This is a genomic window from Cohaesibacter intestini, from assembly GCF_003324485.1.
GTDB lineage: Bacteria > Pseudomonadota > Alphaproteobacteria > Rhizobiales > Cohaesibacteraceae > Cohaesibacter > Cohaesibacter intestini.
The window spans coordinates 807,736-832,224 of the sequence record NZ_QODK01000003.1 but is presented as its reverse complement, the minus strand read 5'-3'; the positions used below and the strand labels follow the sequence as shown (position 1 = coordinate 832,224).

The 24,489-nt window shown below is 55.1% G+C and carries 22 protein-coding genes; 6 read left to right on the top strand and 16 right to left on the bottom strand.

Translation table 11 applies throughout. The features are described 5' to 3' along the window. Positions 1-574 precede the first annotated feature (574 nt). From ldtR to DSD30_RS14420, 5 genes are all read right to left on the bottom strand, one after another. The gene (gene ldtR / locus DSD30_RS14440) at positions 575-1,087 is read right to left on the bottom strand and encodes a transcriptional regulator LdtR (protein WP_114010345.1); all 513 of its coding nucleotides are present in this window, start codon (positions 1,085-1,087) and stop codon (positions 575-577) included. Between the two features lie 305 nt (positions 1,088-1,392). Next, complete coding sequence (gene mmsB / locus DSD30_RS14435) at positions 1,393-2,349, bottom strand: 3-hydroxyisobutyrate dehydrogenase (protein ID WP_245418488.1); 957 nt, start codon at positions 2,347-2,349, stop codon at positions 1,393-1,395. Then, positions 2,346-2,771: a DUF6163 family protein gene (locus DSD30_RS14430; protein ID WP_114010344.1), complete on the bottom strand. Its 426-nt coding sequence runs from the start codon at positions 2,769-2,771 to the stop codon at positions 2,346-2,348. Before DSD30_RS14430 ends, mmsB begins: the two co-directional genes overlap by 4 nt. Then, positions 2,768-3,796: an enoyl-CoA hydratase/isomerase family protein gene (locus DSD30_RS14425; RefSeq protein ID WP_114010343.1), complete on the bottom strand. Its 1,029-nt coding sequence runs from the start codon at positions 3,794-3,796 to the stop codon at positions 2,768-2,770. The genes DSD30_RS14430 and DSD30_RS14425 overlap by 4 nt, the downstream gene beginning before the upstream one ends. Positions 3,797-3,881: 85 nt before the next feature. Then, positions 3,882-5,021 carry an isobutyryl-CoA dehydrogenase gene (locus DSD30_RS14420; protein WP_114010342.1) on the bottom strand — a complete coding sequence of 380 codons (1,140 nt, stop codon included), beginning with the start codon at positions 5,019-5,021 and terminating at the stop codon, positions 3,882-3,884. A gap of 382 nt (positions 5,022-5,403) precedes the next feature. Here DSD30_RS14420 and hemB point away from each other — a divergent pair, with 382 nt between their 5' ends. After that, on the top strand, positions 5,404-6,366 hold the full coding sequence (hemB, locus tag DSD30_RS14415) for a porphobilinogen synthase (protein ID WP_245418487.1): 963 nt from the start codon (positions 5,404-5,406) through the stop codon (positions 6,364-6,366). A 17-nt stretch (positions 6,367-6,383) separates the two neighbouring features. Here hemB and DSD30_RS14410 read toward each other — a convergent pair whose 3' ends face one another. Continuing rightward, entirely contained in the window at positions 6,384-6,914 is a 531-nt protein-coding gene (locus DSD30_RS14410; protein ID WP_114010340.1) for a GNAT family N-acetyltransferase, read from the bottom strand. 246 nt (positions 6,915-7,160) lie between these two features. Here DSD30_RS14410 and DSD30_RS14405 point away from each other — a divergent pair, with 246 nt between their 5' ends. From DSD30_RS14405 to DSD30_RS14385, 5 genes are all read left to right on the top strand, one after another. Then, a complete protein-coding gene (locus DSD30_RS14405) occupies positions 7,161-8,399 on the top strand; it encodes a threonine ammonia-lyase (RefSeq protein WP_114010339.1) in 1,239 nt (412 codons plus the stop codon). 439 nt (positions 8,400-8,838) lie between these two features. Continuing rightward, positions 8,839-9,357 carry an RDD family protein gene (locus tag DSD30_RS14400; protein WP_114010338.1) on the top strand — a complete coding sequence of 173 codons (519 nt, stop codon included), beginning with the start codon at positions 8,839-8,841 and terminating at the stop codon, positions 9,355-9,357. A gap of 248 nt (positions 9,358-9,605) precedes the next feature. Further along, on the top strand, positions 9,606-11,438 hold the full coding sequence (locus tag DSD30_RS14395) for an SLC13 family permease (RefSeq protein ID WP_342635052.1): 1,833 nt from the start codon (positions 9,606-9,608) through the stop codon (positions 11,436-11,438). An 84-nt stretch (positions 11,439-11,522) separates the two neighbouring features. Next, on the top strand, positions 11,523-12,269 hold the full coding sequence (locus tag DSD30_RS14390) for an arginyltransferase (protein WP_114010336.1): 747 nt from the start codon (positions 11,523-11,525) through the stop codon (positions 12,267-12,269). A 122-nt stretch (positions 12,270-12,391) separates the two neighbouring features. Beyond that, complete coding sequence (locus DSD30_RS14385; protein WP_114010335.1) at positions 12,392-13,423, top strand: endonuclease/exonuclease/phosphatase family protein; 1,032 nt, start codon at positions 12,392-12,394, stop codon at positions 13,421-13,423. Positions 13,424-13,483: 60 nt separating this feature from the next. Here DSD30_RS14385 and parC read toward each other — a convergent pair whose 3' ends face one another. From parC to rpoZ, 10 genes are all read right to left on the bottom strand, one after another. Next, positions 13,484-15,724 (bottom strand): DNA topoisomerase IV subunit A, encoded by a 2,241-nt coding sequence (parC, locus tag DSD30_RS14380; RefSeq protein WP_114010334.1) that lies wholly within the window; start codon positions 15,722-15,724, stop codon positions 13,484-13,486. A 57-nt stretch (positions 15,725-15,781) separates the two neighbouring features. Continuing rightward, the gene (recO, locus tag DSD30_RS14375) at positions 15,782-16,522 is read right to left on the bottom strand and encodes a DNA repair protein RecO (protein ID WP_114010333.1); all 741 of its coding nucleotides are present in this window, start codon (positions 16,520-16,522) and stop codon (positions 15,782-15,784) included. 82 nt (positions 16,523-16,604) lie between these two features. Then, positions 16,605-17,075 carry a peptidoglycan-binding domain-containing protein gene (locus tag DSD30_RS14370; protein ID WP_198662962.1) on the bottom strand — a complete coding sequence of 157 codons (471 nt, stop codon included), beginning with the start codon at positions 17,073-17,075 and terminating at the stop codon, positions 16,605-16,607. A gap of 271 nt (positions 17,076-17,346) precedes the next feature. After that, the gene (gene era / locus DSD30_RS14365; protein WP_245418486.1) at positions 17,347-18,261 is read right to left on the bottom strand and encodes a GTPase Era; all 915 of its coding nucleotides are present in this window, start codon (positions 18,259-18,261) and stop codon (positions 17,347-17,349) included. Positions 18,262-18,328: 67 nt separating this feature from the next. Beyond that, entirely contained in the window at positions 18,329-19,036 is a 708-nt protein-coding gene (rnc, locus tag DSD30_RS14360) for a ribonuclease III (protein ID WP_114010330.1), read from the bottom strand. A gap of 243 nt (positions 19,037-19,279) precedes the next feature. Then, positions 19,280-20,014, bottom strand: coding sequence for a signal peptidase I (lepB, locus tag DSD30_RS14355; protein ID WP_114010329.1), 735 nt, complete (start codon positions 20,012-20,014; stop codon positions 19,280-19,282). A gap of 281 nt (positions 20,015-20,295) precedes the next feature. Further along, positions 20,296-20,697, bottom strand: coding sequence for a holo-ACP synthase (gene acpS / locus DSD30_RS14350; protein WP_114010479.1), 402 nt, complete (start codon positions 20,695-20,697; stop codon positions 20,296-20,298). Between the two features lie 50 nt (positions 20,698-20,747). After that, entirely contained in the window at positions 20,748-21,356 is a 609-nt protein-coding gene (locus DSD30_RS14345) for a DUF2062 domain-containing protein (protein WP_245418477.1), read from the bottom strand. Positions 21,357-21,589: 233 nt separating this feature from the next. Then, complete coding sequence (locus tag DSD30_RS14340) at positions 21,590-23,851, bottom strand: RelA/SpoT family protein (RefSeq protein WP_114010327.1); 2,262 nt, start codon at positions 23,849-23,851, stop codon at positions 21,590-21,592. Between the two features lie 220 nt (positions 23,852-24,071). Further along, positions 24,072-24,476 (bottom strand): DNA-directed RNA polymerase subunit omega, encoded by a 405-nt coding sequence (rpoZ, locus tag DSD30_RS14335; protein ID WP_114010326.1) that lies wholly within the window; start codon positions 24,474-24,476, stop codon positions 24,072-24,074. Positions 24,477-24,489 lie beyond the last annotated feature (13 nt).

The window sequence follows — 24,489 nt, the reverse complement described above, 5'->3', positions numbered from 1 at the left end:
AGAGCCGCTCGTGGTCAAGAAGCTGCGCCGAGCGCTGTTCACGCCCGATGCCTTTGCGCACTCTGAGGAATAATTCGTCTTCTTCATCGCCTTCTTCACCAATTCTCACTCCATAGACGGTCTGTTTGCCACACAGCATCGGATTTGCAAAGTCATCTTGTGATGCCAAGCTGCTGGTGGTCCTGAATGACCGGATCAATGACCGCCGTGATGGGCGACCAGTCAGGCAGATCAAGCTATTATTGATTCTGCCACGTTCGACAACAACTTCACTGACGCGTGCCAGCATAATGTGGCAAATTCTGGATGAATGACAGATGAACCGCGCCAATCGCATCACTTCCCTTCACGTCGTTGTGAAAGGGCAACGGTTTACTGGGTCTGTTGGTTCCCCCTGTCGTCAATGAAAGGGGCATTATAACACAAAAAACCCCCGCAAGTGTCCTTGCGAGGGTTCGTGCATGTGGTCAGAACATGAACGCCGTCAAATTGTGTTCAAGTGTCGCAAACTTGAGCCCCACGGCCATGACGAGCCGTGACGACGTTCCAGATTTCTGCTGGACATGCCGCAGAATTAGAGACGGTAAAGAATCTGGTCGGTCCAGAAGCGTTCCAGACGCTGAAGCGATTTGTTCAGGACCATGAAGTCTTCGGACGACACGCCACCCAACTGCTCGATCGTGTTGATATGACGATCATACAGTTCGCTGACAATCTCCCGCACTTCCACGCCTTTATCAGATAGGGAAATTCGCACGGAACGACGATCAACCTTGGAGCGCTCGTGGTTCACATAGCCCATATCGACCAGTTTCTTGAGATTGTAAGAAACGTTTGAGCCTTGATAATAGCCACGGGAACGCAATTCGCCTGCCGTCACTTCTGAATCGCCGATATTGAACAACAACAGGGCCTGCACGCTGTTCACATCAGTCCGACCACGGCGTTCAAATTCATCCTTGATCACGTCAAGGAGCCGGCGATGGAGGCGTTCTACCAACCGCAGAGCGTCCATATAAAGCGGCTTAACTTCCGCTTCACCTTCGGCTTGCTCGGCTGCATCCATTGCTTTTTGTGCTGTAATCATCCGTCTGAGCCTCGTTTTCTAGACTTTTTTCTTGGCGGTTTTTCCGCTTCTGAACCAAACGTAGCTATTTCGAAATAAAATCTGCTTAAACAACACCCTAAACAAAGGCTTAATACGCAGAAAGTCGGCCTTTTAACGGGCCGACTTCCAACTGTGGTAAATAAGTGGTTAGAGAAAAAGACTGAATACGCAGTTCGCCCAAGTCAAAGCTTTCGAGGCGTCACGATGACTGGATAAGCCGACCCCGACCAAGCGTGGCCGGGGTCTCGTTTGCATCCCCATGCGGTCGCTTTGGCGCGAAGGCATTAACCGCGCAGCATCTTGATGATGCCTGAGAAGTCCACCCCGTCATTCCCCTCTTCACAGAAGGCATTATAAAGGGCACTGGCTTGCGCCCCCAAAGGCGTGTTGGCGGCAACTGCATCCGACGCATCCTGCGCCAGCTTGAGATCCTTGAGCATCATGGCTGCGGCAAAGCCGGGCTGATAGTCGCGGTTGGCTGGCGATGTTTCCACCGGTCCGGGCACTGGACAATAAGAGGTCAGCGACCAGCATTGTCCCGAAGCGGTGGAGGAAATGTCATAGAGCTTCTGATGATCAAGACCCAGCTTCTCGGCCAGAGCGAAGGCTTCGCAAACCGAAATCATCTGAATGCCAAGCATCATGTTGTTGCAGATTTTGGCTGCCTGTCCATTGCCTGCACCGCCTGCATGGATGATGGTCTTGCCCATAATGTCGAGAAACGGTTTGGCGGCTTCAAAGGCCTCGTCAGGTCCGCCGACCATGAAGGTCAGAGTGCCGGCCGTGGCTCCCCCTACCCCGCCGGAAACCGGGGCATCGACCATTTTCATGCCAGCCTTGGCAGCGGCCTCAGCCACAACGCGGGCGGATTCGACATCAATCGTCGAGCTATCGATCAGGGTCGCGCCGGACTTAACGGTCGACAAGATGCCATGTTCACCAGAATAGACGGTGCGCACATGTTTGCCGGCAGGCAGCATGGTCACAACCACATCTGCGTCTTTTACAGCTTCAGCGACGGAGACGGCAGCGGTGCCGCCTTGCTCCTTCAGCTTGGCAAGCGCCTCCTCGCTCAGGTCATAACCGCAAAGCTGATGACCGGCAGCCAACAGATTGGCCGCCATCGGCCCACCCATATTTCCCAGACCGATGAATGCAATATTCGCCATGGTTTCCTCCCCCAGCAATATCTTATGTGGTGTTGCGGGCCGGATATCAGGTCCGGCCCACCTTTGTTTCAGGCCTCTTCTTGTGGTCTTAACGCCTTGAAGTAGATCCAGCCACAAGCCGCCGCCAGCATCAACAAAGCGGTGAAGTGGCTGATCGAGATGATCGCCTGATAGGGCATGAATTTATCAATCATCACGATCGAGGCAGTCTGTGCGGTGGTGCTGAGCACCCACATGACCACGCCCCAGAAAGTCAGCTGCCAAACGCCAACCGAGGCGATCAGGAACGAACAGGCGAGCAGCACCCGCGCCCCGGCCTCCTGCCACGGCCCACGAACCAGCCCACTCTCACCTAGGATCCCCAACATATCCACCCAGTAGAGTATGCCAGTTGCCATCAAGAACAGGCTGGCAATGCGTGCAATCGCGCTGAACCAGAAGGGTAGCTGTTCGCCCCAGATTTTGGGTGCCGGGTCTGTCAGTTTCAGTGTCATTGTGTCTCGAATTCAAGCTCCGGACCATCGAGAGGTTCGAAATGGGCCGCGATGAGGGATGGATTGACCGATTCAAGGTCTGCCGGATTCCACTTCGGCGCCCCATCTTTGTCAACAATCGTCGCACGGACACCCTCATAAAAATCCTCATCCTGAAGTATGCGATGAACAATGCGATATTCCAACCGCATGCAATCTTCAAAATCGAGCTTTGCACCGCGCATCACCTGCTCAAAGGCGACATGCACGGACGTTGGGGACTTGGAGCGGATCACTTTCAGTGTCGTCTGGGCGAATTCGGATGGATCGTCTTCAAGCGCGGCAACGATGTCGGACACGTTGGCGGCGGCAAAGGCCGTGTTGATGGTGGTCATCTCGGCATCGGACAATTCCGATGACACACTTTCAGCCAGATCAGCCAGCACCGCATCAACAGCCTCACCCGCTGCAACACGCTCGATGATGGAAGCATGCTTTGACGCTGTCACCGCATGGGTGACCAGACCGAGATCAAGACAGGCTCCCTGTTTCAGGCGCGCGCCAGACATGGCGCAATAGGTGCCGGACTTGCCTTTCATGCGGGGCAACAGATAAGAACCGCCAACATCGGGGAAGAAGCCGATCCCAACCTCTGGCATGGCAAAGCGAATGCCTCCGCCCGCAACACGATATTGGCCATGGAGCGAAATGCCGACGCCACCGCCCATGACGATGCCATCGATCAGCGACAGATAGGGCTTGGGGTAGCGGAAGATTTTCTGATTGAGGCGGTATTCCGCATAGAAAAACTCGAAGGGCGGATTGCCTTTACGCTCCCACATATGACGAATGTCGCCACCTGCGCAAAAGGCTTTTTCGCTGGCAGAGGTCACGATGACAGCCTTGATGCTGTCATTCTCGCGCCAGGCATCAAGCTGGTCTGTCAGCTGGACAATCATGTCATGGGAAAGTGCGTTGAGCGCTTTAACGCGGTTGAGGGTTACAAGTCCGACAACACCGCGTTGCTCAAACAGAATATCATTCATTGCCCGATGGCCTCCAGATCATGATGAAGAGAGAGAGGAGAAAAGAGCGCGTCCGCAAACACGCCCCTCTTGGCCTATCAACTTGTCAGTCTTTCAGCAAGTCGCGGGAAATGATTAGGCGCATGACCTCGTTGGTCCCTTCGAGGATCTGATGGACCCGGACGTCACGGAAGAAACGCTCGATCGGATAGTCACGCAAATAGCCATAGCCCCCATGCAGCTGAAGCGCCTGATTGACAACGTTGAAGCCGATGTCGGTTGCCAGACGCTTGGCCATGGCAGCCTGTTTGGTGGCCTCTGGTTTTTTGGCGTCAACGGAAACAGCCGCGCGATGCAGCATCAAGCGGGCGCTTTCCAGCTCGGTTGCCATATCGGCAATGCGGAATTGCAGGGCCTGAAAATCGGCAATCGGGCGGCCAAACTGCTTGCGCTCTTTCATGTAGGTGATGGCACGATCGAGGCAGAATTGGGCCCCGCCCAGCGAGCAAGCGCCAATATTGAGGCGACCGCCATCAAGCCCGGACATGGCGATGGAAAAGCCCTGCCCTTCTGCGCCAATCAGATTGTCGACGGGCACGCGGCAATTCTCGAAAATGACTTCTGCGGTTGGCTGGCTCTTCCAGCCGAGCTTTTGTTCCTGCGCACCGAAGGACAGGCCGGGTGTGTCTTTTTCGACCGCAATGCAACTGATGCCCTTTGGTCCCTCTTCACCGGTGCGCACCATCACCAGATAGATATCTGCCGCGCCACCACCGGAGATGAAGGCCTTTGAGCCATTGAGCACATAATGGTCGCCGTCTTTTTCAGCCCTTGTGCGCAAGGACGCAGCGTCGGAGCCGGAATTTGGCTCGGTCAGACAGTAGGCCCCGAAGAGATCCATACTACACATGGAAGGCAGCCAGCGCTGGCGCTGGGCTTCATTGCCATAGGTGTCGATCATCCAGGCAGTCATATTGTGAATGGAGATATAGGCCGCTGTCGAGGTGCAGCCCTTTGACAATTCCTCAAAGATGATCGCCGCATCCAGACGACTGAGCCCTGAGCCGCCGACATCATCGCGCACATAAATGCCACCAAAGCCCAAGGCAGCCGCCTCGCGCAACTTGTCGACCGGAAAGATGGATTTTTCATCCCATTCGGCCGCATGGGGTTCGAGCTCGTTTTGCGCGAAATCCGACGCCATTTGCTGAAATGCGAGTTGCTCTTCTGACAGTGCAAAGTCCATTGCGTTCCTCCCCGGTCCCTATCGGACCACGTATTGTTCCTTATGCTCTGTCACAGATGGTCCAACAGGTCAACGCAATTTCGCAAATTCCGGCCAACCATAAACCTTCTTACTAGATGTAATATATATCAAAATGTCCCCTCTAATATCGTTTACGTAAATGTCCATCAATATGCATTACCAATTGGTCAGTTTTCTGCTGGCGGAAATATGATAAGCATGACAACAACAACCGGCATGGTCACCTGAGACCTAGACCAAGGTTGATTTGAGAAAAGACTGATCAACGGGACCGACCATCATGAGCAGATCCAGCAAGAGCAATGTGGACAATGCATCCGCACCGCATATCGATGTCAGCGCAATCACCGGCGGGCGCCGGATGCGACGCAACCGAAAGAGCGACTGGTCGCGTCGGTTGGTCCAGGAAAATGCCTTGACGGTGAATGATCTGATCTGGCCGATCTTCGTGGTGGATGGAGACAATGTCCGTCAGTCCGTCACATCGATGCCGGGCGTCGAACGGCTTTCGGTTGACAATGCAGTAAGGGCAGCAGAGCGGGCTGCCAAGCTTGGCATTCCAGTCTTGGCGCTGTTCCCCTATACCGACCCGGATTTGCGCGATGACACCGGCTCTGAAGCCCTCAATGAAAACAACCTCACCTGCCGTGCGCTCAGGGCAATCAAGAAAGAGGTGCCCGAAATCGGTCTGATGACCGACATTGCGCTCGATCCCTATACCAGCCATGGCCATGACGGCCTTTTGCAAGACGGTGTGATCGTCAATGATGCGACCGTACAGCAATTGTGCGAGCAGGCATTGGTGCAGGCAGATGCAGGCTCTGACATTATCGGCCCATCAGACATGATGGATGGCCGGATCGGTGCGATCCGCGAAAGCCTCGATGCTAACCATTATCAAGACGTACAGATCATGGCCTACACGGCCAAATATGCGTCCGCTTTCTATGGCCCGTTCCGCGAGGCGGTTGGTGCCAATGCAACACTGAAGGGCGATAAGAAAACCTATCAGATGGATCCATCCAATGGCAGCGAAGCCATGATGGAAGCTGAGCTCGACATCCAGGAAGGCGCTGACATGATCATGGTCAAGCCGGGCATGCCTTATCTGGACATTGTCCATCGGCTCAAGTCAGCCTTTTCCCTGCCGACCTTTGCCTATCAGGTGTCGGGCGAATATGCGATGATCTGTGCTGCTGGCCAAAATGGCTGGCTCGATCAGGACCGCGCCATGTGGGAAAGCCTTCTGGCCTTCAAACGCGCTGGCGCCGATGGCATTCTCACCTACTTCGCGCCACAAGTGGCCGAGGCCCTGGCCAAATAGCGTTTGAATTCTGTGTCTTAGGCCAAAATTTTATACATGTAGGTAGTCGAATCCAGACGGTCTGAATCCGTTGCTCGGGCAAAGTTCGGGATCCGGCCAGCAATCTTGTAATTGAGCATGATATAGAGCGGCTCGGCCTGATCGCCTGATCTTGTATCCAGAGTGATCAGGCTTTTTCGCAATGTGCGGGCTTCGCTTTCGAGCATTTCCATCAGCAAGGTGGCGATGCCGCGTTTGCGAAAGTCCGGATGGACCAGCAACTTGGCAACCTCACAACGATGGGCCTGATTGGGGGGCATGGCGATTTGCAGTTGAACCGTGCCGACGATCTTGTCTTCGCTCCGGGCGATCATCAACAAGGTTCCTCCATCACGCACTGACGGGAAGACCTTGTCATGCCAGAAGGCGCGGGCATCCTCGGGGCCAAAAGGTTCGATAAAGCTGACACTTGCGCCTTTGTTGACACAGGCATGGAGAATCTCGGTCAGATCCGGCAAGGCCGCATCCAGATCGTTGCTGGTCAAACTTTCAAAGCGCATGTCAGTCATAAAATCTCTCCCCATAGAGGGCATGTATCATTTTGGCTAGCTATTGCTGATACAGCTTTGATGATCGCACCTCAAGCACGAAGCGGTTGTTTGGGGGATCTTTTTGCGCCCATTGCCCACCCACAACATGCAGACATCCCCGACGAATGGCCAGTCTTCGCCCCGTAAGTGCTCAGAGCATTTGAAAGTGGGGGAGCAATAGGGCATTGTCGGCGGATCATTCCAACCCAGATAGAAAAGAAATCCATGTCTCAGTCCCTGTCTGATTTGCGTCCAAGCCTGTCTGATATCGAAAAAGCTGCCGAGAGCATCGCAACTTCCGTGCTTCGCACGCCAACGCTGCCTGCGCAGATTCTATCACAGATTTTCGGGGCCGAGATTTTCGTCAAATATGACAATATGCAGATCACCAATGCCTTCAAGGAACGCGGGGCGCTGAACAAGCTGCTGTCGCTGACTCAGGAACAAAAGGATGCTGGCGTGATTGCCATGTCTGCGGGCAACCATGCGCAGGCCGTGGCGCTTCATGCGACGCGTCTTGGCATTCCCTCGACCATCGTGATGCCTGAATTCACCCCCTTCGTGAAGGTGGCGGCAACCAAGGCTTATGGGGCCACGGTCATTCTGGAGGGCGAAACCGTTGCAGAGGCCGGGATTGCGGCGATGCGGATGGCCGAGGAGAGTGGCGCGACCTTTGTTCACCCCTATGACGACCCTTATGTGATCGCCGGTCAGGGCACGGTGGCGCTCGAGATGCTGGCCGATGTGCCAAACCTTGACTGTCTCGTTGTACCGATTGGTGGCGGCGGGCTGATTTCCGGCATGGCGACCGCTGCCAAGGCAATCAATGCGGATATCGAGATCATCGGTGTGGAGACCGAGCTTTATCCGACCATGTTTAACGAGCTTAACAATCTGGAACTGCCCTGCGGTGGCCAGTCTCTGGCCGAAGGAATCGCGGTAAAAAAAGCTGGACGGCTGCCCGCCTTGATCGCGTCGGATCTGGTGTCAGACATCATTCTGGTGACCGAAGGCCAGATCGAACAGGCGATCAATGCCTATGCGACCCATCTGAAAACCATGGCGGAAGGCGCTGGTGCTGCTGGTCTGGCAGCCGTAATCGCCAAGCCTGAGCGCTTCAAAGGCAAGCGGGTTGGCCTTGTGCTGTGCGGTGGCAATATCGATCCGCGGCTTTTGTCCTCGATCATCGTGCGGCAGCTGGGGCGCAAGCAGCAGATTGTTGGGCTCAGGATCACCATTCCCGACCGTCCGGGTATTTTGGGTGAAATCTCCACGGTCATTGGTGATCTGGGCGGCAATGTTCTGGAAGTTGACCATCACCGGACATTCCTCAACGTCCCGGTCAAGGGAGCATCAATCGATATTACGATTGAAACCCGGGACGCCGAACATGCGCGGGAGATCATCCGTGGCATTGAGGCCAAAGGCCATGAAGTGGAGCATTTGAACGCCCCTCAGGAATGAGCGAGCCGAAGCGCTTCCATGCCGGGCCTTTTCCACAGAGGCCCGCTGATTTTGATGCTCACAGTCCTTGTTATAAGCAATTAACTACTTATTTCCATTTTCGTGCGAATCTACTAGCATGACACACAGTCCTCCTGAACACGGTGTCATCGTTCCGCGAAGGTGAAGAGTTCAGGCTTGGTTTTCCTCCCGACCAGGTCTGATGGCTGAAAGGCCAAAATAAGAAAACCAGCTTTGCAAGACTGGCGCTTCGAAACTTTCGAAGCGCCAATTTTTTTGGAAATGCTGCGATCCGACGTAAAACCTTCCAACGCGCAGATTTTCCCGCTCTTTCCTTGACAATCGTCTCCCGCATACAAATGTCTAGTATGTCGACCATGAAACCATCCGTTTCATCGGTGTTGACGAACCAACCGCATTTGAAAGGATTGTTTTCCAAATGAACCAAGCCGAAACGGCTCATGGCGACATGTCCGGCAGGACCAATGCCTTTAACCCGCAGTCCCATCCTGCGCTGTTTGACGGTGTTTTGTCGCGGCGCTTTCTGGCCTTTCTTTTTGATGCTGTGATGATCATTGCGTTAATGGCCGTGATGTCTGTCGTTATCTTTGTGATAGGCATATTGACCTTCAGCCTTGGCTGGGCGCTCTATGCGATCCTGTTTCCCTTGGTTGCCCTTCCCTACACCGCGCTGACCCTTGGGGGCCATAAGGCCGCGACGCCAGGCATGCGCTTAATGGGGCTGGAGATGCGCCTGTGGTACGGGGCCAAGCCTTATGGCCTGTTGGCGATGATGCATGCAATTCTGTTTTGGGTGGGCAACACGATCCTGACCCCCTTCATCATTCTGGTGGGGCTTTTCTCTCGCCGCAGCCAGCTGTTGCATGACATGATTCTCGGCACCATGGTCATGGACAGAGACGCGCTTTGGGATCTGGAGCACAAGGTCGACCAATAGACCTCAGCCAACCCTTGAGTGAAACAAAGTGCCCGCCCAGATGCGGGCATTTGTTTTTTGAGGCCGGAAAGCGGGAATTGACTTGCCTTTCCAACATGTTGGCTTCTTTGTCTCTTGAACCAGAGCAAGGCATACTCTATCCATCAAGGTTACGGACTGACCATCCCCTGACCATATTTTTGCCTTGGCGGGGCCGGTTGGCTGGACTATGTTGAATTGCCTTTTCAATGACCCCAAGGATATGCCGCTTGTTTCACCTCACTGTCGAAATACAGATGTGGCTGACCTTCGCGGTCATCGCCGTCACGATTGTCTCCTACAGTCTGGAGGAAATCGCAATCGAGATCACGGCGCTTGGCTCCCTGTTGGCCCTGATGCTGATCTTTGTTGGCCTGCCAACGGCCGATGGCGCGGAGAGTCTGGTCACGCTGGAAGAGTTGCTGTCTGGCTTTGCCAATCCGGCGCTGATGACGGTGCTCGCCTTGCTGATCATCGGTCAGGCCCTGTTTCAGACCGATGCACTGGATGTCCCGGCACAAATGATCACCAAGATGGCGAAAAAATATCGCTTCATGGCCTTCATCGGTGTCTATGTGGCGGTGTCCTTCATCAGCGCTTTCATCAACAACACGCCCGTTGTGGTAATGTTTCTGCCGATCATGACCGTGGTTGCGTCCAACCTGCGCCTGTCCGCCTCAAAAGTTCTGATGCCCTTGTCATTCGTCTCCATTCTTGGCGGTATGACCACAATCATCGGCTCCTCGACCAACCTCCTGGTCGCCGAAGCCGCCCGCAAGAGCGGCGCCCTTGATCTGCAATTTTTCGACTTCACCATTGTCGGCCTGCTGGTTACCAGCCCCGGTGCCTTTTATGCCATGATGATTCTGCCGCGCATTCTGAAAAGGCGCGAGACAATGACCGATCAGATGAGCCAGACCACCGGCAAACAATTCATCGCCCAGATTCCCATTTCGCACGGAGACCGACTGGTCGGTCACAAGGCGGTGGCAGGCATGTTCCCGGCCCTCAAAGACATGACGGTTCGCCTCGTCCAGCGCGGTGAGACACCATATTTGCCTCCCTTTGACAATGTGACCCTACAGGTCGGAGACACGGTGGTGGTGGCCGCCACGCGACAGGCTCTGACCAGCGCGCTGAAGGGCGGACATAATGTGGCGACCGAAGGGGCAGAAGAGGATAGCGGCAATCAGGCCTACAAATCCGACTTCACTCTTGCTGAAGTCATTGTTCCCCCGGCCTCTCGCATGACCGGTCAGACGATTGAGCAGTCCGGGATGCGGTCAAAAACCAATTGTATTGCCATGGGTGTTCAGCGACGCTCGCGCATGCCGCGCATGGCAATGAGTGACATGCGTCTCGAAGCAGGCGATGTGCTGCTGGTTGGCGGTCCACGCGATGATGTGGAAGCCCTGCGGCTCAACAAGGACTTGCTGCTGATCGAGTTGTCGACCACTGAAGTGCCGCAGCGTCGCTATGCGCATCGTGCCTTGATGATCTTCGTGCTGACAGCCCTTGTCGCGTCCAGTGGTCTGATGCCCATTGCGACAGCAGCCCTTGGCGGCGCGTTTCTGATGATCATCGGCAAATGCCTCAATCTGCGACAGGCGGTGCGTGCCCTCGACAGTCGCATCTTCATGCTGGTTGGGGCTTCATTGGCAAGCGCCATGGCGCTGCAGGAAACAGGCGGAGCGCAATATGTGGCCAATGCCGTTGTTGACGCGATGAAGGGTCAACCTGCACCGGTGCTTTTGTCCGGTCTGTTCCTGCTGATTGCGGTTTTGACGAATATCTTGTCAAACAATGCAACCGCCGTGCTGTTTGCACCGATTGCGATTGCCATTGCCAATCAGACCGGCTTGCCGGTCGAGCCGTTCATTGTTTGCGTGATCTTTGCAGCCAACTGCTCCTTTGCCACACCGATCGGCTACCAGACCAACCTGCTTGTCATGGGTCCGGGTCACTATCGCTTCGCCGACTTCTTGATAGGTGGCGTCCCCCTGATGTTGATCATCTGGCTCAGTTTTAGCGTCATTGCACCGTGGTATTACGGATTTCAATGACCAAAAAGCCTTAGTCCGTAAGGACTTTTCAAGTTCGGGCAAACGTGGTTTGATAGTGTTCGACCATGTTTCCGAAAGACATCCATGACACGGCATCTGATTGACCAGCCACAGTTTTATCTGACCGCCCCACAAGCCTGCCCTTATCTTGAGGGCGAGCATGAACGCAAGATATTTACCTATCTGGTGGGACAGGATGCGCCGCATCTCAATGACCTCTTGAGCGTTGGCGGTTTTCGGCGCAGTCAAACCATTGCCTATCGCCCGGCCTGTGAGGGATGTCAGGCGTGCCTGTCTGTGCGTGTGGTGGTGCCGCAGTTTCGCTTTTCCCGCAATCAGACCCGCGTCCTCAAGCGCAATGCAGACCTGATCGGGATTATCAAGCCGGCTGAAGCAACGTCTGAGCAATATGCCCTGTTCCAGCGCTATCTCCAGTCACGCCACGGGGATGGCGGCATGGTGGAAATGGCCATGCAGGATTATGCGGCGATGGTGGAAGAAACCCATATCGATACGTTCCTGATCGAGTATCGGCTACGCGATGCTGACAGCGGCATCACAGGGACCTCCAAAGGCGATCTGATCGGTGTGGCCCTCACCGACCGGCTCAATGATGCCACCTCGATGGTCTATAGCTTCTTCCGGCCGGATCTCGACCATCGCAGCCTTGGCACCTTCTTCATTCTCGACCATATACGCCGAGCAATGGCAGAGGGTCTCAGTCATGTCTATCTGGGATACTGGGTCAAGAATTCGCAGAAGATGGCCTACAAGACCCGTTTCAAACCGCTCGAATTTCTGGGCAATGATGGCTGGGAAATTCTGGATTGAGGCGATTAGCGCTTTGGCATCTCACTTTGGCCATGATAAGCCTTTCTTGCTTTCCTGAAGGCTCGCATGGGCCGTTGCGATATGCGCTCTGCGCGTGACTTACCACAAGGCCCTTTTCATTGATGATTTCCCGCTTCCGCGCCCTGCTTGACTGTCTGATTTTTGCAGGGCTTGTTCTTGCAGCTCTGCTGACCCTGTCCGGTCTTTTGGGGGCTTATGTGCCTGCCCTCGACCTGATCAACCACTTCCAGCTGCCATTGTTCCTGAGCGGCTCCCTCGCCTTTGCGATGACTTTCGTCTGGCCGTATCGTCTGCCGCGTCTCAAGCGCCCTGCGCAGGTCATTATTCTTGCCGCATTGCTGGCATCAAGTGGCTTGATTGGCACGGAAGCCGTCAAGCGGCTGATGGGAGCGGAGCAAAGCCCTGAAGCGCTGGCGGCGAGCAACAAACGGGTGCTCAAATATCTCAGCTTCAACATCTATCTTGGCACATGGGATGGCATTGGCCTTGCTGAAACCGTGCGCCGCTACGACCCGGACATTGCGACGCTGCAGGAATATGCGCCCAAGCGGTTTCGCCGCCAGCCGGACCTCAAGCGCGACTATCCCTATCAGGCACGCTGCGGCTATTGGCGGCGCTGTACGCTGGCGATCCTGTCCAAGCATCCGATGGATGAAATCAAGCGGTTCGATCTTGGACCGGAGGTCACCCGCAATCCGATGCATGGCAAGATGTTGGCCGCGACGGTGCGCGTTAAAGGCTCCGCACCAATTCGCATCTATAATGTCCATCTGGCCTGGCCGTTGCCTGTCGCCCAGCAGCGGCGGCAAATGGAGGAAATCGCCGCGATCATCAAGCGCGAGCGCAAGCGCTATCCGCAGCAAGTGCTAAGCGGGGACTTCAATTCCACTGGCTGGGCCTTCGGCATTGATCGGCTGGCAGCCAATGCCGGGATGAGCCGACAGAGTCACTTCGTGCCAACTTTCCCCTCACCCAATTCGCGGCTCAAGGGATTTTTGCAGCTTCCTGCCTTTCTCAGTCTGGACCATATTATGGTCAGCGCCCCGCTTTCGACTGGTCCGGTTGTGCGCGTTGCGACAGAAATTGGCGATCATTGGCCGATTTTGACTGATCTCTATGTCCCGATACAATAAAGCCGCCTTGCAACCCTTACGGTTTCAAGACGGCTTTTGATTTCGAACAGCAGATCGGTTCTAGTTGCTGAACTTGTTGCTGCGCGGGAAGCCATTTGGCGGCATCCGTCCGGCTTGGGCCCGATCACCGCGCCATTCTGCCAGATCATCTAGCGAGCGCTGGAAGGTACGTCCGGAGCTGTCGTTCCAGCTCAGCCCTTCCTCGCCAACAAAAACTTTGACATCAGAGATGCCGCCATCCTTGTAGCGCTGGAGCATGACGCCACGACCGCGGTTCATCTCTGGCAATTGCTCGATCGGGAAGACCAGAAGCTTGCGGTTTTGACCGATGACCGCCACATGGTCACCAACCGCTTCAACGCAGATCTTGGCTTCACCCGGTGCAGTGACATTGAGCACCTGCTTGCCTTTTCTGGTGTTGGCGATCAGAGCGTCCTCGCTGGTGACAAAGCCACGACCGTCAGTCGCCGCCAACAGCAATTTGCGCGTTGGCTTATGGACAAAGAGATGCACCACATCAATGCCCGGCTCCATGTCCACCATCACGCGGATCGGTTCCCCATGGCCACGACCACCGGGCAACTTGTCCGCCTGCAAGGTGTAGAAGCGCCCGTCGGTCGCCATGATCAGCACCTTGTCTGTGGTCTCCGCATGCACGGCAAATTTCAGCTTGTCGCCATCCTTGAAGTTGAGGCTCGCATAATCGGCAATATGGCCACGCAGGGCCCGGATCCAGCCTTTTTCCGACAGAACCACGGTGACCGGCTCACGCTCGACCATGGCGAGATTGATATCCTCGATATCACGCTCTGCGGCCTCACCAAAGCTGGTGCGACGGCGACCAAGCTCGGTGTCGGGACCAAAGATCTTGTAGACCTCACGGATTTGCTGGGCGATCCGCTTCCATTGCAATTCTTCGGACCCGAGCATCTCGATCAGCGCTGCACGTTCCTTGCTGAGCGTGTCATGCTCGGTGCGGATTTCTATTTCCTCAAGCTTGCGCAAGGAGCGCAGGCGCATGTTGAGGATCGCATCAGCCTGCACTTCGGTGAGGTTGAAGGTCTTCATCAACTCGGCCTTCGGCTCATCCTCAAAGCGGATGATGCGGATGACTTCGTCGAGATTGAGATAGGCGATCAAATAGCCGTCGAGCACTTCGAGCCGATGCTCAATCTTGTTCAAGCGATAACTGGAGCGCCGCTGCAAAACCACCCGGCGATGGTCCAGCCATTGGCGCAGAACATCCCGCAAGCTCAGGACGCGCGGCACACCGGCATCATTGAGCACATTCATGTTGAGCTGGATTCGGCTTTCCAGATCGGTGAGCTTGAACAAAGCCTCCATCAAAAGATCCGGATCCACGGTGCGGTTCTTCGGCTCGAGCACGACGCGGATGTCTTCCGCAGATTCATCGCGCACATCGACCAGAAGCGGCAACCTGCGATTCTGGATTAAATCGGCGATCCGCTCGATCAGGCGGGACTTTTGCACCTGATAGGGAATTTCCGTGACAACAATCTGATAGGCGCCACGGGGCAGCTCTTCCTTCTCCCACTTGGCACGGACACGGAAACCGCCACGACCGGTGCGGTAGGCCTCAAGGATCTGCTCCTTGGGTTCCACCAGCACGCCCCCCGTTGGGAAATCGGGACCGGGCAGCAGTTCGAGCAGCTTGTCGTCGGTGCAATTGGGATATTTGATCATGTGAAGCGCAGCTTCACACAATTCCGAGGCATTGTGGGGCGGGATAGCGGTTGCCATGCCGACGGCAATGCCGTTGGAGCCATTGGCCAACAGATTGGGGAAGTTGGCAGGCAGGACAATCGGTTCCTTGTCCTCGCCATCATAGGTTTCGCGAAAATCGACGGCGTCCTCATCGATGCCTTCAAGCATCAGACGCGCAACCTCAGTCATTCGGGTTTCGGTGTAACGCATCGCAGCAGCACTGTCGCCATCGATGTTGCCGAAGTTGCCCTGACCATCCACCATCGGGTAGCGCGAGGCGAAGTCCTGTGCCAGACGAACGAGCGCGTCATAGACGGCCTGATCACCGTGGGGGTGGTATTTACCGATCACGTCACCGACCACGCGGGCTGATTTCTTGAAGCTCGCAGAGGGGTCCATTTTCAGCTGGCGCATGGCATAGAGAATGCGCCGATGCACAGGTTTCAACCCGTCTCGCACATCAGGCAAGGCACGCTGCGTGATCGTTGACAAGGCATAGGCCAGATACCGCTCTTCAAGCGCTTCGCGCAGGTTGATCGTTTCCAGCTCGCCGGACTGTATGATTTCGTTTCCCATGAGGTGATACCTATAGAATCAGCGCGATTCGTGCAATCTCTGCGCCGCAGGAAGCTGTTAGTCTTCCAAGGTGAGATCGCGGCGCAGCGCGTCGATAAAACTGGAGCGCAAACCGGGTGCGCTTTTCTCTGCCGGACCGTATATGTGCTTTTCTAAAAAGAAGCCGCTCAACTGGAAGCCTTGAGCAATTTCCTCAAAGGCAAGGCGGTTGGATGCGGCCTCCCCGCGCAAAAATGCCGGCAAGGGCAGCATACGGTCGTGATAGGGGGCTCCTGCCTCCCGGCTAACCGCCCTGCCCGACTTGGGCGAGACATAGATGAGATCCTCCCGCCCCCCGGTCGCAGCACATGCATCGAGGGACAGACCATAGCCAAGCTCGCTTAGCAAGGCCAGCTCGAAGCGGACCATCAATTCGCCCGCCACGTCGCCTTCCCTGAACTCATCAACGATCACCTCAAGTGCCTGAAAGAGATAGGGATGCGGGTCACGCTCTGGCAGCAGGCGGGTGAGATCGGCAATAAACTGGATGCCATAGGTGCCCATCGGTCTGGCCATCAGGGCGGCTGCGCGTGAGGTGGTCAGTTCAATCGAGAATTGGCCGACATGACTTTCCAACCGGGCGCGCCATGTAACCGAGAGGCTGTTGCCCGGCTGAAGCACAGGCTGCAGGCGCTTGGAACGGCCGCCACGTACCAGCCCCAGATGCCGACCGTGAGTGCACGTCATCACTTCCAGCAAAACCGAGGTCTCACCATGCCTGCGCGTTCCCAAAATGATTGCCTCATCACTCCATTCCATCAGGCGACTTTGGGCTGATTTGAGGCAAAAGGGAAGAGAGATCAGACCGTTTCAAAGCGGCTTTCCAAACCAATCGGCCGCTTCAATCATTTTCCCTGAAGGCTTTGCGATCCTGAACGGTCATCGGAATTTCCGGCTCGACATCAAGATCGAAAAAGGTCATGCGGGGCATTTTGTCCGCGAGATCAGGGTTGCTATTCAGCAGAGCCTTGAAAGGCTTGTGACTGAAATATTTCAGCAACTCAAGCTGAAAGAAAGTGAGATAACCGGTCTGGGCCAGCTCCCTCTGTTTCTGCCAAGCCGTGATGGCTGCGCGAGACCCTGCCCCCAGTTTGCCATCAATCCCCTTGGGATCAAAACCGAGAGCCAGCAACCGACCCTGAATTTCAGTTGCCAAACCGTCAGTCATGAATTCCGCCTCAAGGGCGGGCGTGCCGTGGCTTGGGTCAGGGGCCGGATCAGATTGTTGCGCCGTGGCAATTGCGAGCATCCAGAATGTTGCAAAACAGATAACGAGCATGCGTTGCAAGTAAGTTGATACCAAACGGGCCATTGCTCCCTCCTTCATCTTTTGCATCCAAATGGGTAAATGAAAAACCCTGCCTCAGCTTAGACGCTGGGCAGGGTTTGGCAATTCTCTATTTCAGCACTGCGTGTTTGTGCCTAGCTTTCGGTGTTTCTGCGAAAACATCTGTCGCTGATAGCACAGTGTCTGGGGCACCACGGTGCGCGTTTGGCGAAGGCTCTCGGTGTTTCTGCGAAACACCTGCCGCTGATAGTCTAGTGTTTGTGGCACCACGGTGCGCGTTTGGCGTTGCCAAACGCTATACTGGGAAATCGATGCCCATTTCGCGGTAGCGTTCCGGGTCATCGACCCAGCGTTCGCGGACCTTGACGAAGAGGAACAGGTGAACCTTGGTTTCCAACAGTTCCTGAAGCTCTTCGCGGGCGGCCATGGAGATGGCCTTGATCGACTTGCCACCCTTGCCCAGCACGATCATTTTCTGATTGCCGCGCTCGACATAGATGACCTGTTCGATGCGGACCGATCCATCGTCCTTTTGCTCCCATTTTTCCGTCTCGACGGTGGAAGAATATGGCAGTTCCTGATGGAGGCGCAGGAAGACCTTTTCGCGCGTAATTTCAGAGGCCAGCTGACGCATTGGCAAATCCGAAATCATGTCTTCGGGATAGAGCCACGGGCCTTTTGGCATTTGCTCGGCGAAATAGTCGAGCAGATCATCGGTGTGATCGCCATTCAGCGCCGAAACCATGAAGGTTTCATCGAAGGGCACGGCATCATTGATCTTTTGCGCCAGCGCGAGCAGGCTGTCGCGTTTGACCAAATCGATCTTGTTGAGGATCAGCACGCGAGGCAGCTTGATATCTTCGAGGCGTTCGAGGATCTTTTCAATCTGCTCGGTGACACCCTTGCGGGCGTCGACGATCAAACCGATGCAGTCTGCATCCTTGGCGCCACCCCATGCGGTGTTGACCATCGCGGTCTCAAGGCGGCGTTTCGGTGCAAAAATACCCGGCGTGTCGACAAAAATGACCTGCTTTTCGTCCTTTAGCGCGATGCCGCGGATCAGCGACCGGGTCGTTTGCACCTTGTGGGTGACAATCGAAACCTTGGAGCCAACAATCTTGTTGACCAAGGTCGACTTGCCCGCGTTCGGGGCGCCGATCAGCGCGACATAGCCGCATTGGGTATTCATTTCGGGCAGATCGCCAGACATTGGGGCGTTTGGCAGTTGAGAGGATGTATCTGACATGGATGTCCTTTGTTGAGGTAATCGGGATGGATCAACCTTGATCCGTATCCCACTGTCCTTCTCGAATTAGAATGGTGCGAGCAGCATCCTGCTCGGCTATTCGTTTGGAGGAGCCTTTGCCGGTGGCGCTTTTCATACCCGGCACATCCACCCGCAGGGTGAATTCAGGGGCATGATCAGGACCGGTGCGTTCAACCATCTTGTAGGTGGGAGGCGGCAGTTTTTTGCCCTGCACCCACTCCTGCAAGGTGGTTTTGGCATCGCGCAGCGGGCCGCTCCATTCCAGCATGCGCTTTTCCCAGTATCGGGTGACGAAATCACGCGCCGGATCGAAGCCGCCATCCAGAAAGATGGCTCCAATGATGGCTTCGCAGACGTCGCCAAGAATGGCGTCCTTTTTGCGACCTCCAGCCTGCGCTTCTCCCTCGCCGAGGCGGATGAATGGGCCAATGCCGATTTCTCTGGCAATGTCTGCGCAGGTTTCGTTGCGCACCAGGCCATTGAAACGACGCGCCAGTTCTCCTTCATCTGCCTTGGGAAAGGCATGCAACAGCATGTCTGCGATCGTTACCGCCAGAACTCGATCACCGAGAAACTCGTGACGTTGGTAGGTTTCTTCCACCTGTAGCTTGGGCGAGGCAACGAGGCTGGTATGGCTCAGCGCCTTCTCCAGATGGTTCTTGTCACGAAATTGGTAGCCGAGTAGCTCTTCGAGCGGTCCGACATCTTTCTTTCGCATGGGAGTTTCCAGTTTCTGTCAGCGTTTTTGGTCGCCGGTTAGTGTGCAGCAGTCTGTCGCAAACAACAATGCCGCGCAGATTGTCCGCGCGGCACAAATGCTGTTCAGAGGTTGCGCTTTTGTAACAGCTTTTGCCGCAGGGTCAATGAAAAGCGTTAGCTCTCACTAACAATTTACGCCTGAGCTTTGCCCCTTGGCCGGATTCCAATGTCAAGGTCATCGATCGGAATCGGTAGCAAATACTCAAAGACCAGTGAACCAGCGATCCCAACGTGCCGCACTTGGCCATTTCCAGACCTGCCAAGGCGCGCTGCCCTCTTCGATCGAGAAGAAAATGACCTGCGCTTTGCCGATCAGATTCTCATAAGGCACATAGCCGACCGAGCTCAGCACACGGCTGTCTGATGAATTGTCCCGGTTGTCGCCCATCATGAAATAGTGGCCCTTTGGCACTTCATAGACGGAGGTGTTGTCGAGATAGTTGTTTGGCCGGATGTCGAGGGTGTCGTAGGTGACCCCGTTCGGCAGGGTTTCGCGATAACGAACGACGCGGCTTTTGCGTCCCTGGCTGTCGGTTTCGATGAAATCGTCAACCTGCTCACGCTCAACCACAGAGCCATTGATATAGAGCTGACCGTCGATCATCTGGATCTTGTCGCCCGGCAAACCGATGACACGCTTGATATAGTCCGTGGAATTGTCGCGTGGCAGTTTGAAAACAACCACATCGCCACGCTCAGGTTCACTGCCCATGATCCGGCCGGAAAAGAGCGGAAGACCAAACGGCACGGAATAACGGCTATAGCCATAGCTGTATTTGGAGACAAACAGATAGTCACCGACCAGCAAGGTCGACTTCATCGAGCCGGACGGAATGGAGAAAGGCTGGAACAGAAGTGTGCGGACGACAAGCGCCAGCAACAATGCCTGCACAATGACCTTGATGGTATCCCCAAGGCCGCTATCGGTTTCTTTCATGCTTTCGTCAGACACGTCAATTCTCTTTTCTGCTTGTCTTCCCGACAACAGGTCGCGGGTTCGGACCAGTCGGTCGAGCTATAGGATCGGGCCAGCAGTTTGGGCAATGAGCGCCCGGCCGGCCAATATCAATTTGTCATAGCGAGCCAAAGAGCCGCTGACAATATTCAACTTTACTGAAGGGCAAAGTCACGGCCTGTTGTGAATATTGTGAGGCATGCGCGCCAAACAAGGCGCTTTTCCTCAGATAATTGTCTCATATCGGTCGAAATGAGGGGTCGTTACAGGATCGGATTGGCTGAAATGATGACATAGGCCTGCGCAAGGGGGAACTCATCCGTGATGGTGAGATCGATTTGCGGCTCGTACCCGTCCGGAATCATTGCCTTGAGACGCTCTTGTGCGCCCCCGGTCAGCACCATGGTCGGCTTGCCCGAGGCCAGATTGCTGACCCCCATATCCTTCCAGAAAACTCCGTGGGACAGGCCCGTGCCCAGCGCCTTGGAACAGGCTTCCTTGGCAGCGAAGCGTTTGGCATAAGAGGCCGCTCTTTGGGCCTTGCGTTCTGAACGGGCGATTTCCTTGTCTGTGAAAATGCGCTGAATGAAGCGTTCGCCAAAGCGTTCAAGGGATCGTTCTATACGCCGGATGTCAATCAGATCGTTGCCAGTTCCAATGATCATGGAGACCTCTTTTTGCCGCTCAATGCCATGGGCCAATTGTGCGGACATTCTCAGGCGGACTGCGCCTTGCCGCGTTTGCCATCATGCTCGGCGATCGCCTTGCGCCAACGCCCCGCTTCGTATGCACGCTCTGCCAGCATGGCCTTGCGGCGCTTTTGATAGACGAGCGCTGCCTTGCGCGTGACATAGTAGAAGATCAAGGCAAAAACCAAACCGACGGGAATCGCGCCTACCGCCATGACCTGAATGGTCGGCCAAATGGTGGAGAAGGATTCGGTCAGCAAATCATGCTTGAGACTATGCAGTTGACCATGAATGGCCTCCTTGCCGAGCAGAAAACATCCCGTCGTATAGGTCGCCCCCCAAATAAAGGGGAAGGTGATGGGATTGCCCACTCCGGTGCCGATGGCAGCAGCCAGCATGTTGCCGCCAATCAGGAAAGCGATGGCCCAGCTGATAAGGAAGTGGAAGCCGAGAAAAGGCGTGAAGGAGGTGAAGACACCCGCCGCAACGCCAGCGGCGATCATATAGGGGGACCCGGACAGACGCAGAATACGTTTGACGAAATACTTTCCAGACCGCATCCAGTTGCGGCGCGGCCACAGAAAGATGCGGATACGCTCGGCCATGGATGGCTTGTCTCTGCGGCCAAATAACACTGTCTCTTATCCTCACCCATTGCTTGGCCTCGGGGGCCCACAGGTCGATACTTATAGACCCATCGTCGACTTTTTCCAGTATGGTTTTGGTAGCATATTAGGTAATCGCAAATTTTTTCCTGACAAGAGAATGCATATTCACATTCATGCGACAGTTTCGAGCGTGAGCATTCGTCGCAAAGAAGAAGCAATCTCCTTTGTCGGTTGCAACTTCGCCACCATGCTACCGGGCATCAATTGGACCGTGCGGCGCGAGATACGCTTTTCTTGGCGCGGATCTGCTCGATGATTCGATTGAGATGGTTCAGGTTCCAGACCGATAGATCGATGATCATCTCGAAGAAGTCGCTGACCTTTTGTTCCATCTTTATATTTTCGATGTTGCCGTCATTCTCACCGATAATTGTGGCAATTTCACCGAGGGTACCCGGTTCATTGATCATGCTGACTTCAATTCTTGCAGGAAAGCGGTCTGAATTTTCCTCATCAATGTCCCAGCGGACATCCAGCCAACGTTCCGGACTGTCATCAAACTGGCTGAGAGCGGGAGAATGAATCGGATAGATGGTCACGCCCTGCCCCGGCGTCAGAATTCCGACGATACGGTCCCCTGGTACGGCGCCGCCGTCAGGGTCGAACTGCACGGGCAAATTGCCAGACAGGCCGCGAATAGGAATTGAAGCTCCGTCTTCTTCCAAGCTGCCATTCTGATCCCCTCGCGCACTGGAACCCGGAATACGAAACTTCATTGCATTGGCTTGCTTGAGACCGAACCAGCCGTCACCACGATCATCACGTTCTTTGCGATCACTGCTGCTTGAGGCAGTGGCGCGCTGGTCCTGATAGTCCGGGAAAACAGCCTCAATCACGCTGCGGGACTGCAACTCGCCTCGCCCAACCGCAGCCTGCACGTCGCCGACTGAAAGATATCCCAGTCGCGACAGCGCCAGTTTGATTTGATCTTCGGTATAGTCCTGATCCGCGCGTTTGAAGGCATTGCGCAGGATCTGTTCACCCAATCCGGCATATTGCGCCCGAACCGCAGACCGGGTGGCGCGACGAATGGCGGCTCTTGCCTTGCCTGTTACCACGATGCTTTCCCAAGCGGCGGGTGGGGTTTGGGCCTTTGAAGTGATAATTTCAACCTCATCGCCATTGGCCAATTCGGTGACCAGCGGCATGATCGCACCATTGATTTTGCAGCCAACGCAGGTATTGCCGATGCCGGTATGGACTGCATAGGCGAAATCAATGGGGATCGCACCCCGAGGCAAGGCGATCAGACGGCCTTTGGGGGTGAAGCAGAAGACCTGATCCTGAAACAGTTCAAGCTTGGTATGTTCCAGAAACTCTTCTGCAGAATCGCCCGATGACAACAGCTCCACCGTGTGGCGCAGCCAGGCATAGGCGTTGCTGTCCCTGGCCAACTTGGACAAAGAGCGACCGCCCTTGGTCTTGCCGGTGATATCCTTGTAGAGGGCGTGAGCCGCGACACCATATTCGGCGAATTGATGCATTTCGTGGGTGCGGATCTGCAACTCGACCCTTTGACGACCCGGTCCGATCACCGTGGTATGAATCGAGCGATAGTCATTGGGTTTGGGTGTTGAAATATAATCCTTGAAACGCCCCGGCACGCATGGCCAGATGGTATGGACAATGCCCAATGCCTGATAACAGGCTTCGATATCAGGGACCAGAACACGGAAAGCATAGATGTCTGAGAGCTGCTCAAAGCCGATCGACTGGCGCTGCATCTTGCGGAAAATGGAATAGGCCTTTTTCTCGCGCCCCGTCACCCGGGCTGCCATCCCCTTTTCTTCGAGGGTGTGCTGAAGGTCGCCACCAATTTCCTCGATCAGGGACTGGTTGCGCTCGCGCATGTCGTCAAGTTTCTCCGAAATAGCCTCATAGGCTTCCGGATTGACATATTTGAAGGACAGACCTTCGAGTTCCTCGCGAATGTCCTGCATGCCCATGCGTTCAGCGAGTGGTGCATAGATGTCGATGGTCTCCTGAGCGATGCGATGGCGTTTATGCTCAGGGACAAAATGCAGGGTGCGCATATTGTGCAGCCGGTCGGCCAGCTTCACGATCAGGACCCGGACGTCGTCCGAGATGGCCAACAGCAATTTGCGCAGGTTTTCGGCCTGCTTGGTGCGCTTGGAGACCAGATCGAGCTGGGCGATCTTGGTCAGACCTTCCACAAGCTTGCCGATTTCCTCACCAAACAAGTGATCCAGTTCTGCCCGGGTGGCGTCGGTATCTTCGAGCGTGTCGTGTAACAAACCAACCGCGATGGTGCCATCATCAAGGCGCAGATCTGTCAGAATGCCCGCCACTTCAAGAGGATGCAGAAAATAGGGATCCCCTGAGGCGCGCTTTTGCGAGCCATGTTTCTGCATGGAATAGACATAGGCCTTGTTGAGCAAAGCCTCATCAGCGTTTGGATTGTAGCTTGAAACACGTTCCACAAGCTCATACTGACGCATCATGGTCGAAATTGATCCTGACTGGGCTGATTATCCGAAAACGGAATGCGGGGAAATCACTCTCACCACATTAAGCGGGAGCATCCGTTCACAATAGGTGAAAGCCCACGAAAAAGGCAAGCGACTTGAACCCGCTCATTAGGCTCGATAGGAACAGGCCATTGCGAAACAAAAAAGCGATCCCACTGGACCGCTTTTTTGAATTCTTCAGCAATGACAAGACTCAGTCGTCGGTGCGATCCGGCGGCACGAGGCTCTCGAGGCCGCGCAGCAACTCTTCCTCAGACATCTGGTCGAACACGACTTCGCTCTTTGGTTCGGAGAGAACGTCATCATATTCGGTGGTCGCAGCGTCATCAGCGGTGATCATGTGGACTTCTTCAGTCTCAGGCTCATCCACTTCAACATATTTCTGCAGGGAATGAATGAGATCTTCCTTCAAGTCACCCGGGGATACGCACTCATCCGCGATTTCGCGCAGGGCCACAACCGGGTTCTTGTCGTTGTCGCGATCAACCGTGATGGAAGATCCGCTTGAAATCATGCGAGCGCGATGGCTGGACAGCAGCACAAGTTCAAAACGATTTTCAACTTTATCGACGCAGTCCTCAACGGTCACGCGTGCCATAGACTATCTCCTG

Bases quoted from the DNA above. Each gene is read 5' to 3' on its own strand.
- rnc (WP_114010330.1), bottom strand. From the start codon at position 19,036: ATGCGAAAGAAAGATGTCGGACCGCTCGAAGAGCTACTCGGCTACCAA.
- DSD30_RS14405 (WP_114010339.1), top strand. From the start codon at position 7,161: ATGTCTCAGTCCCTGTCTGATTTGCGTCCAAGCCTGTCTGATATCGAA.
- era (WP_245418486.1), bottom strand. From the start codon at position 18,261: ATGTCTGGCGATCTGCCCGAAATGAATACCCAATGCGGCTATGTCGCG.
- DSD30_RS14430 (WP_114010344.1), bottom strand. From the start codon at position 2,771: ATGACACTGAAACTGACAGACCCGGCACCCAAAATCTGGGGCGAACAG.
- DSD30_RS14385 (WP_114010335.1), top strand. From the start codon at position 12,392: ATGATTTCCCGCTTCCGCGCCCTGCTTGACTGTCTGATTTTTGCAGGG.
- DSD30_RS14420 (WP_114010342.1), bottom strand. From the start codon at position 5,021: ATGGACTTTGCACTGTCAGAAGAGCAACTCGCATTTCAGCAAATGGCG.
- DSD30_RS14425 (WP_114010343.1), bottom strand. From the start codon at position 3,796: ATGAATGATATTCTGTTTGAGCAACGCGGTGTTGTCGGACTTGTAACC.
- parC (WP_114010334.1), bottom strand. From the start codon at position 15,724: ATGGGAAACGAAATCATACAGTCCGGCGAGCTGGAAACGATCAACCTG.
- DSD30_RS14340 (WP_114010327.1), bottom strand. From the start codon at position 23,851: ATGATGCGTCAGTATGAGCTTGTGGAACGTGTTTCAAGCTACAATCCA.
- acpS (WP_114010479.1), bottom strand. From the start codon at position 20,697: ATGATCATTGGAACTGGCAACGATCTGATTGACATCCGGCGTATAGAA.
- rpoZ (WP_114010326.1), bottom strand. From the start codon at position 24,476: ATGGCACGCGTGACCGTTGAGGACTGCGTCGATAAAGTTGAAAATCGT.
- recO (WP_114010333.1), bottom strand. From the start codon at position 16,522: ATGGAATGGAGTGATGAGGCAATCATTTTGGGAACGCGCAGGCATGGT.
- hemB (WP_245418487.1), top strand. From the start codon at position 5,404: ATGCGACGCAACCGAAAGAGCGACTGGTCGCGTCGGTTGGTCCAGGAA.
- lepB (WP_114010329.1), bottom strand. From the start codon at position 20,014: ATGAAAGAAACCGATAGCGGCCTTGGGGATACCATCAAGGTCATTGTG.
- DSD30_RS14370 (WP_198662962.1), bottom strand. From the start codon at position 17,075: ATGGCCCGTTTGGTATCAACTTACTTGCAACGCATGCTCGTTATCTGT.
- DSD30_RS14390 (WP_114010336.1), top strand. From the start codon at position 11,523: ATGACACGGCATCTGATTGACCAGCCACAGTTTTATCTGACCGCCCCA.
- ldtR (WP_114010345.1), bottom strand. From the start codon at position 1,087: ATGATTACAGCACAAAAAGCAATGGATGCAGCCGAGCAAGCCGAAGGT.
- DSD30_RS14410 (WP_114010340.1), bottom strand. From the start codon at position 6,914: ATGACTGACATGCGCTTTGAAAGTTTGACCAGCAACGATCTGGATGCG.
- DSD30_RS14400 (WP_114010338.1), top strand. From the start codon at position 8,839: ATGAACCAAGCCGAAACGGCTCATGGCGACATGTCCGGCAGGACCAAT.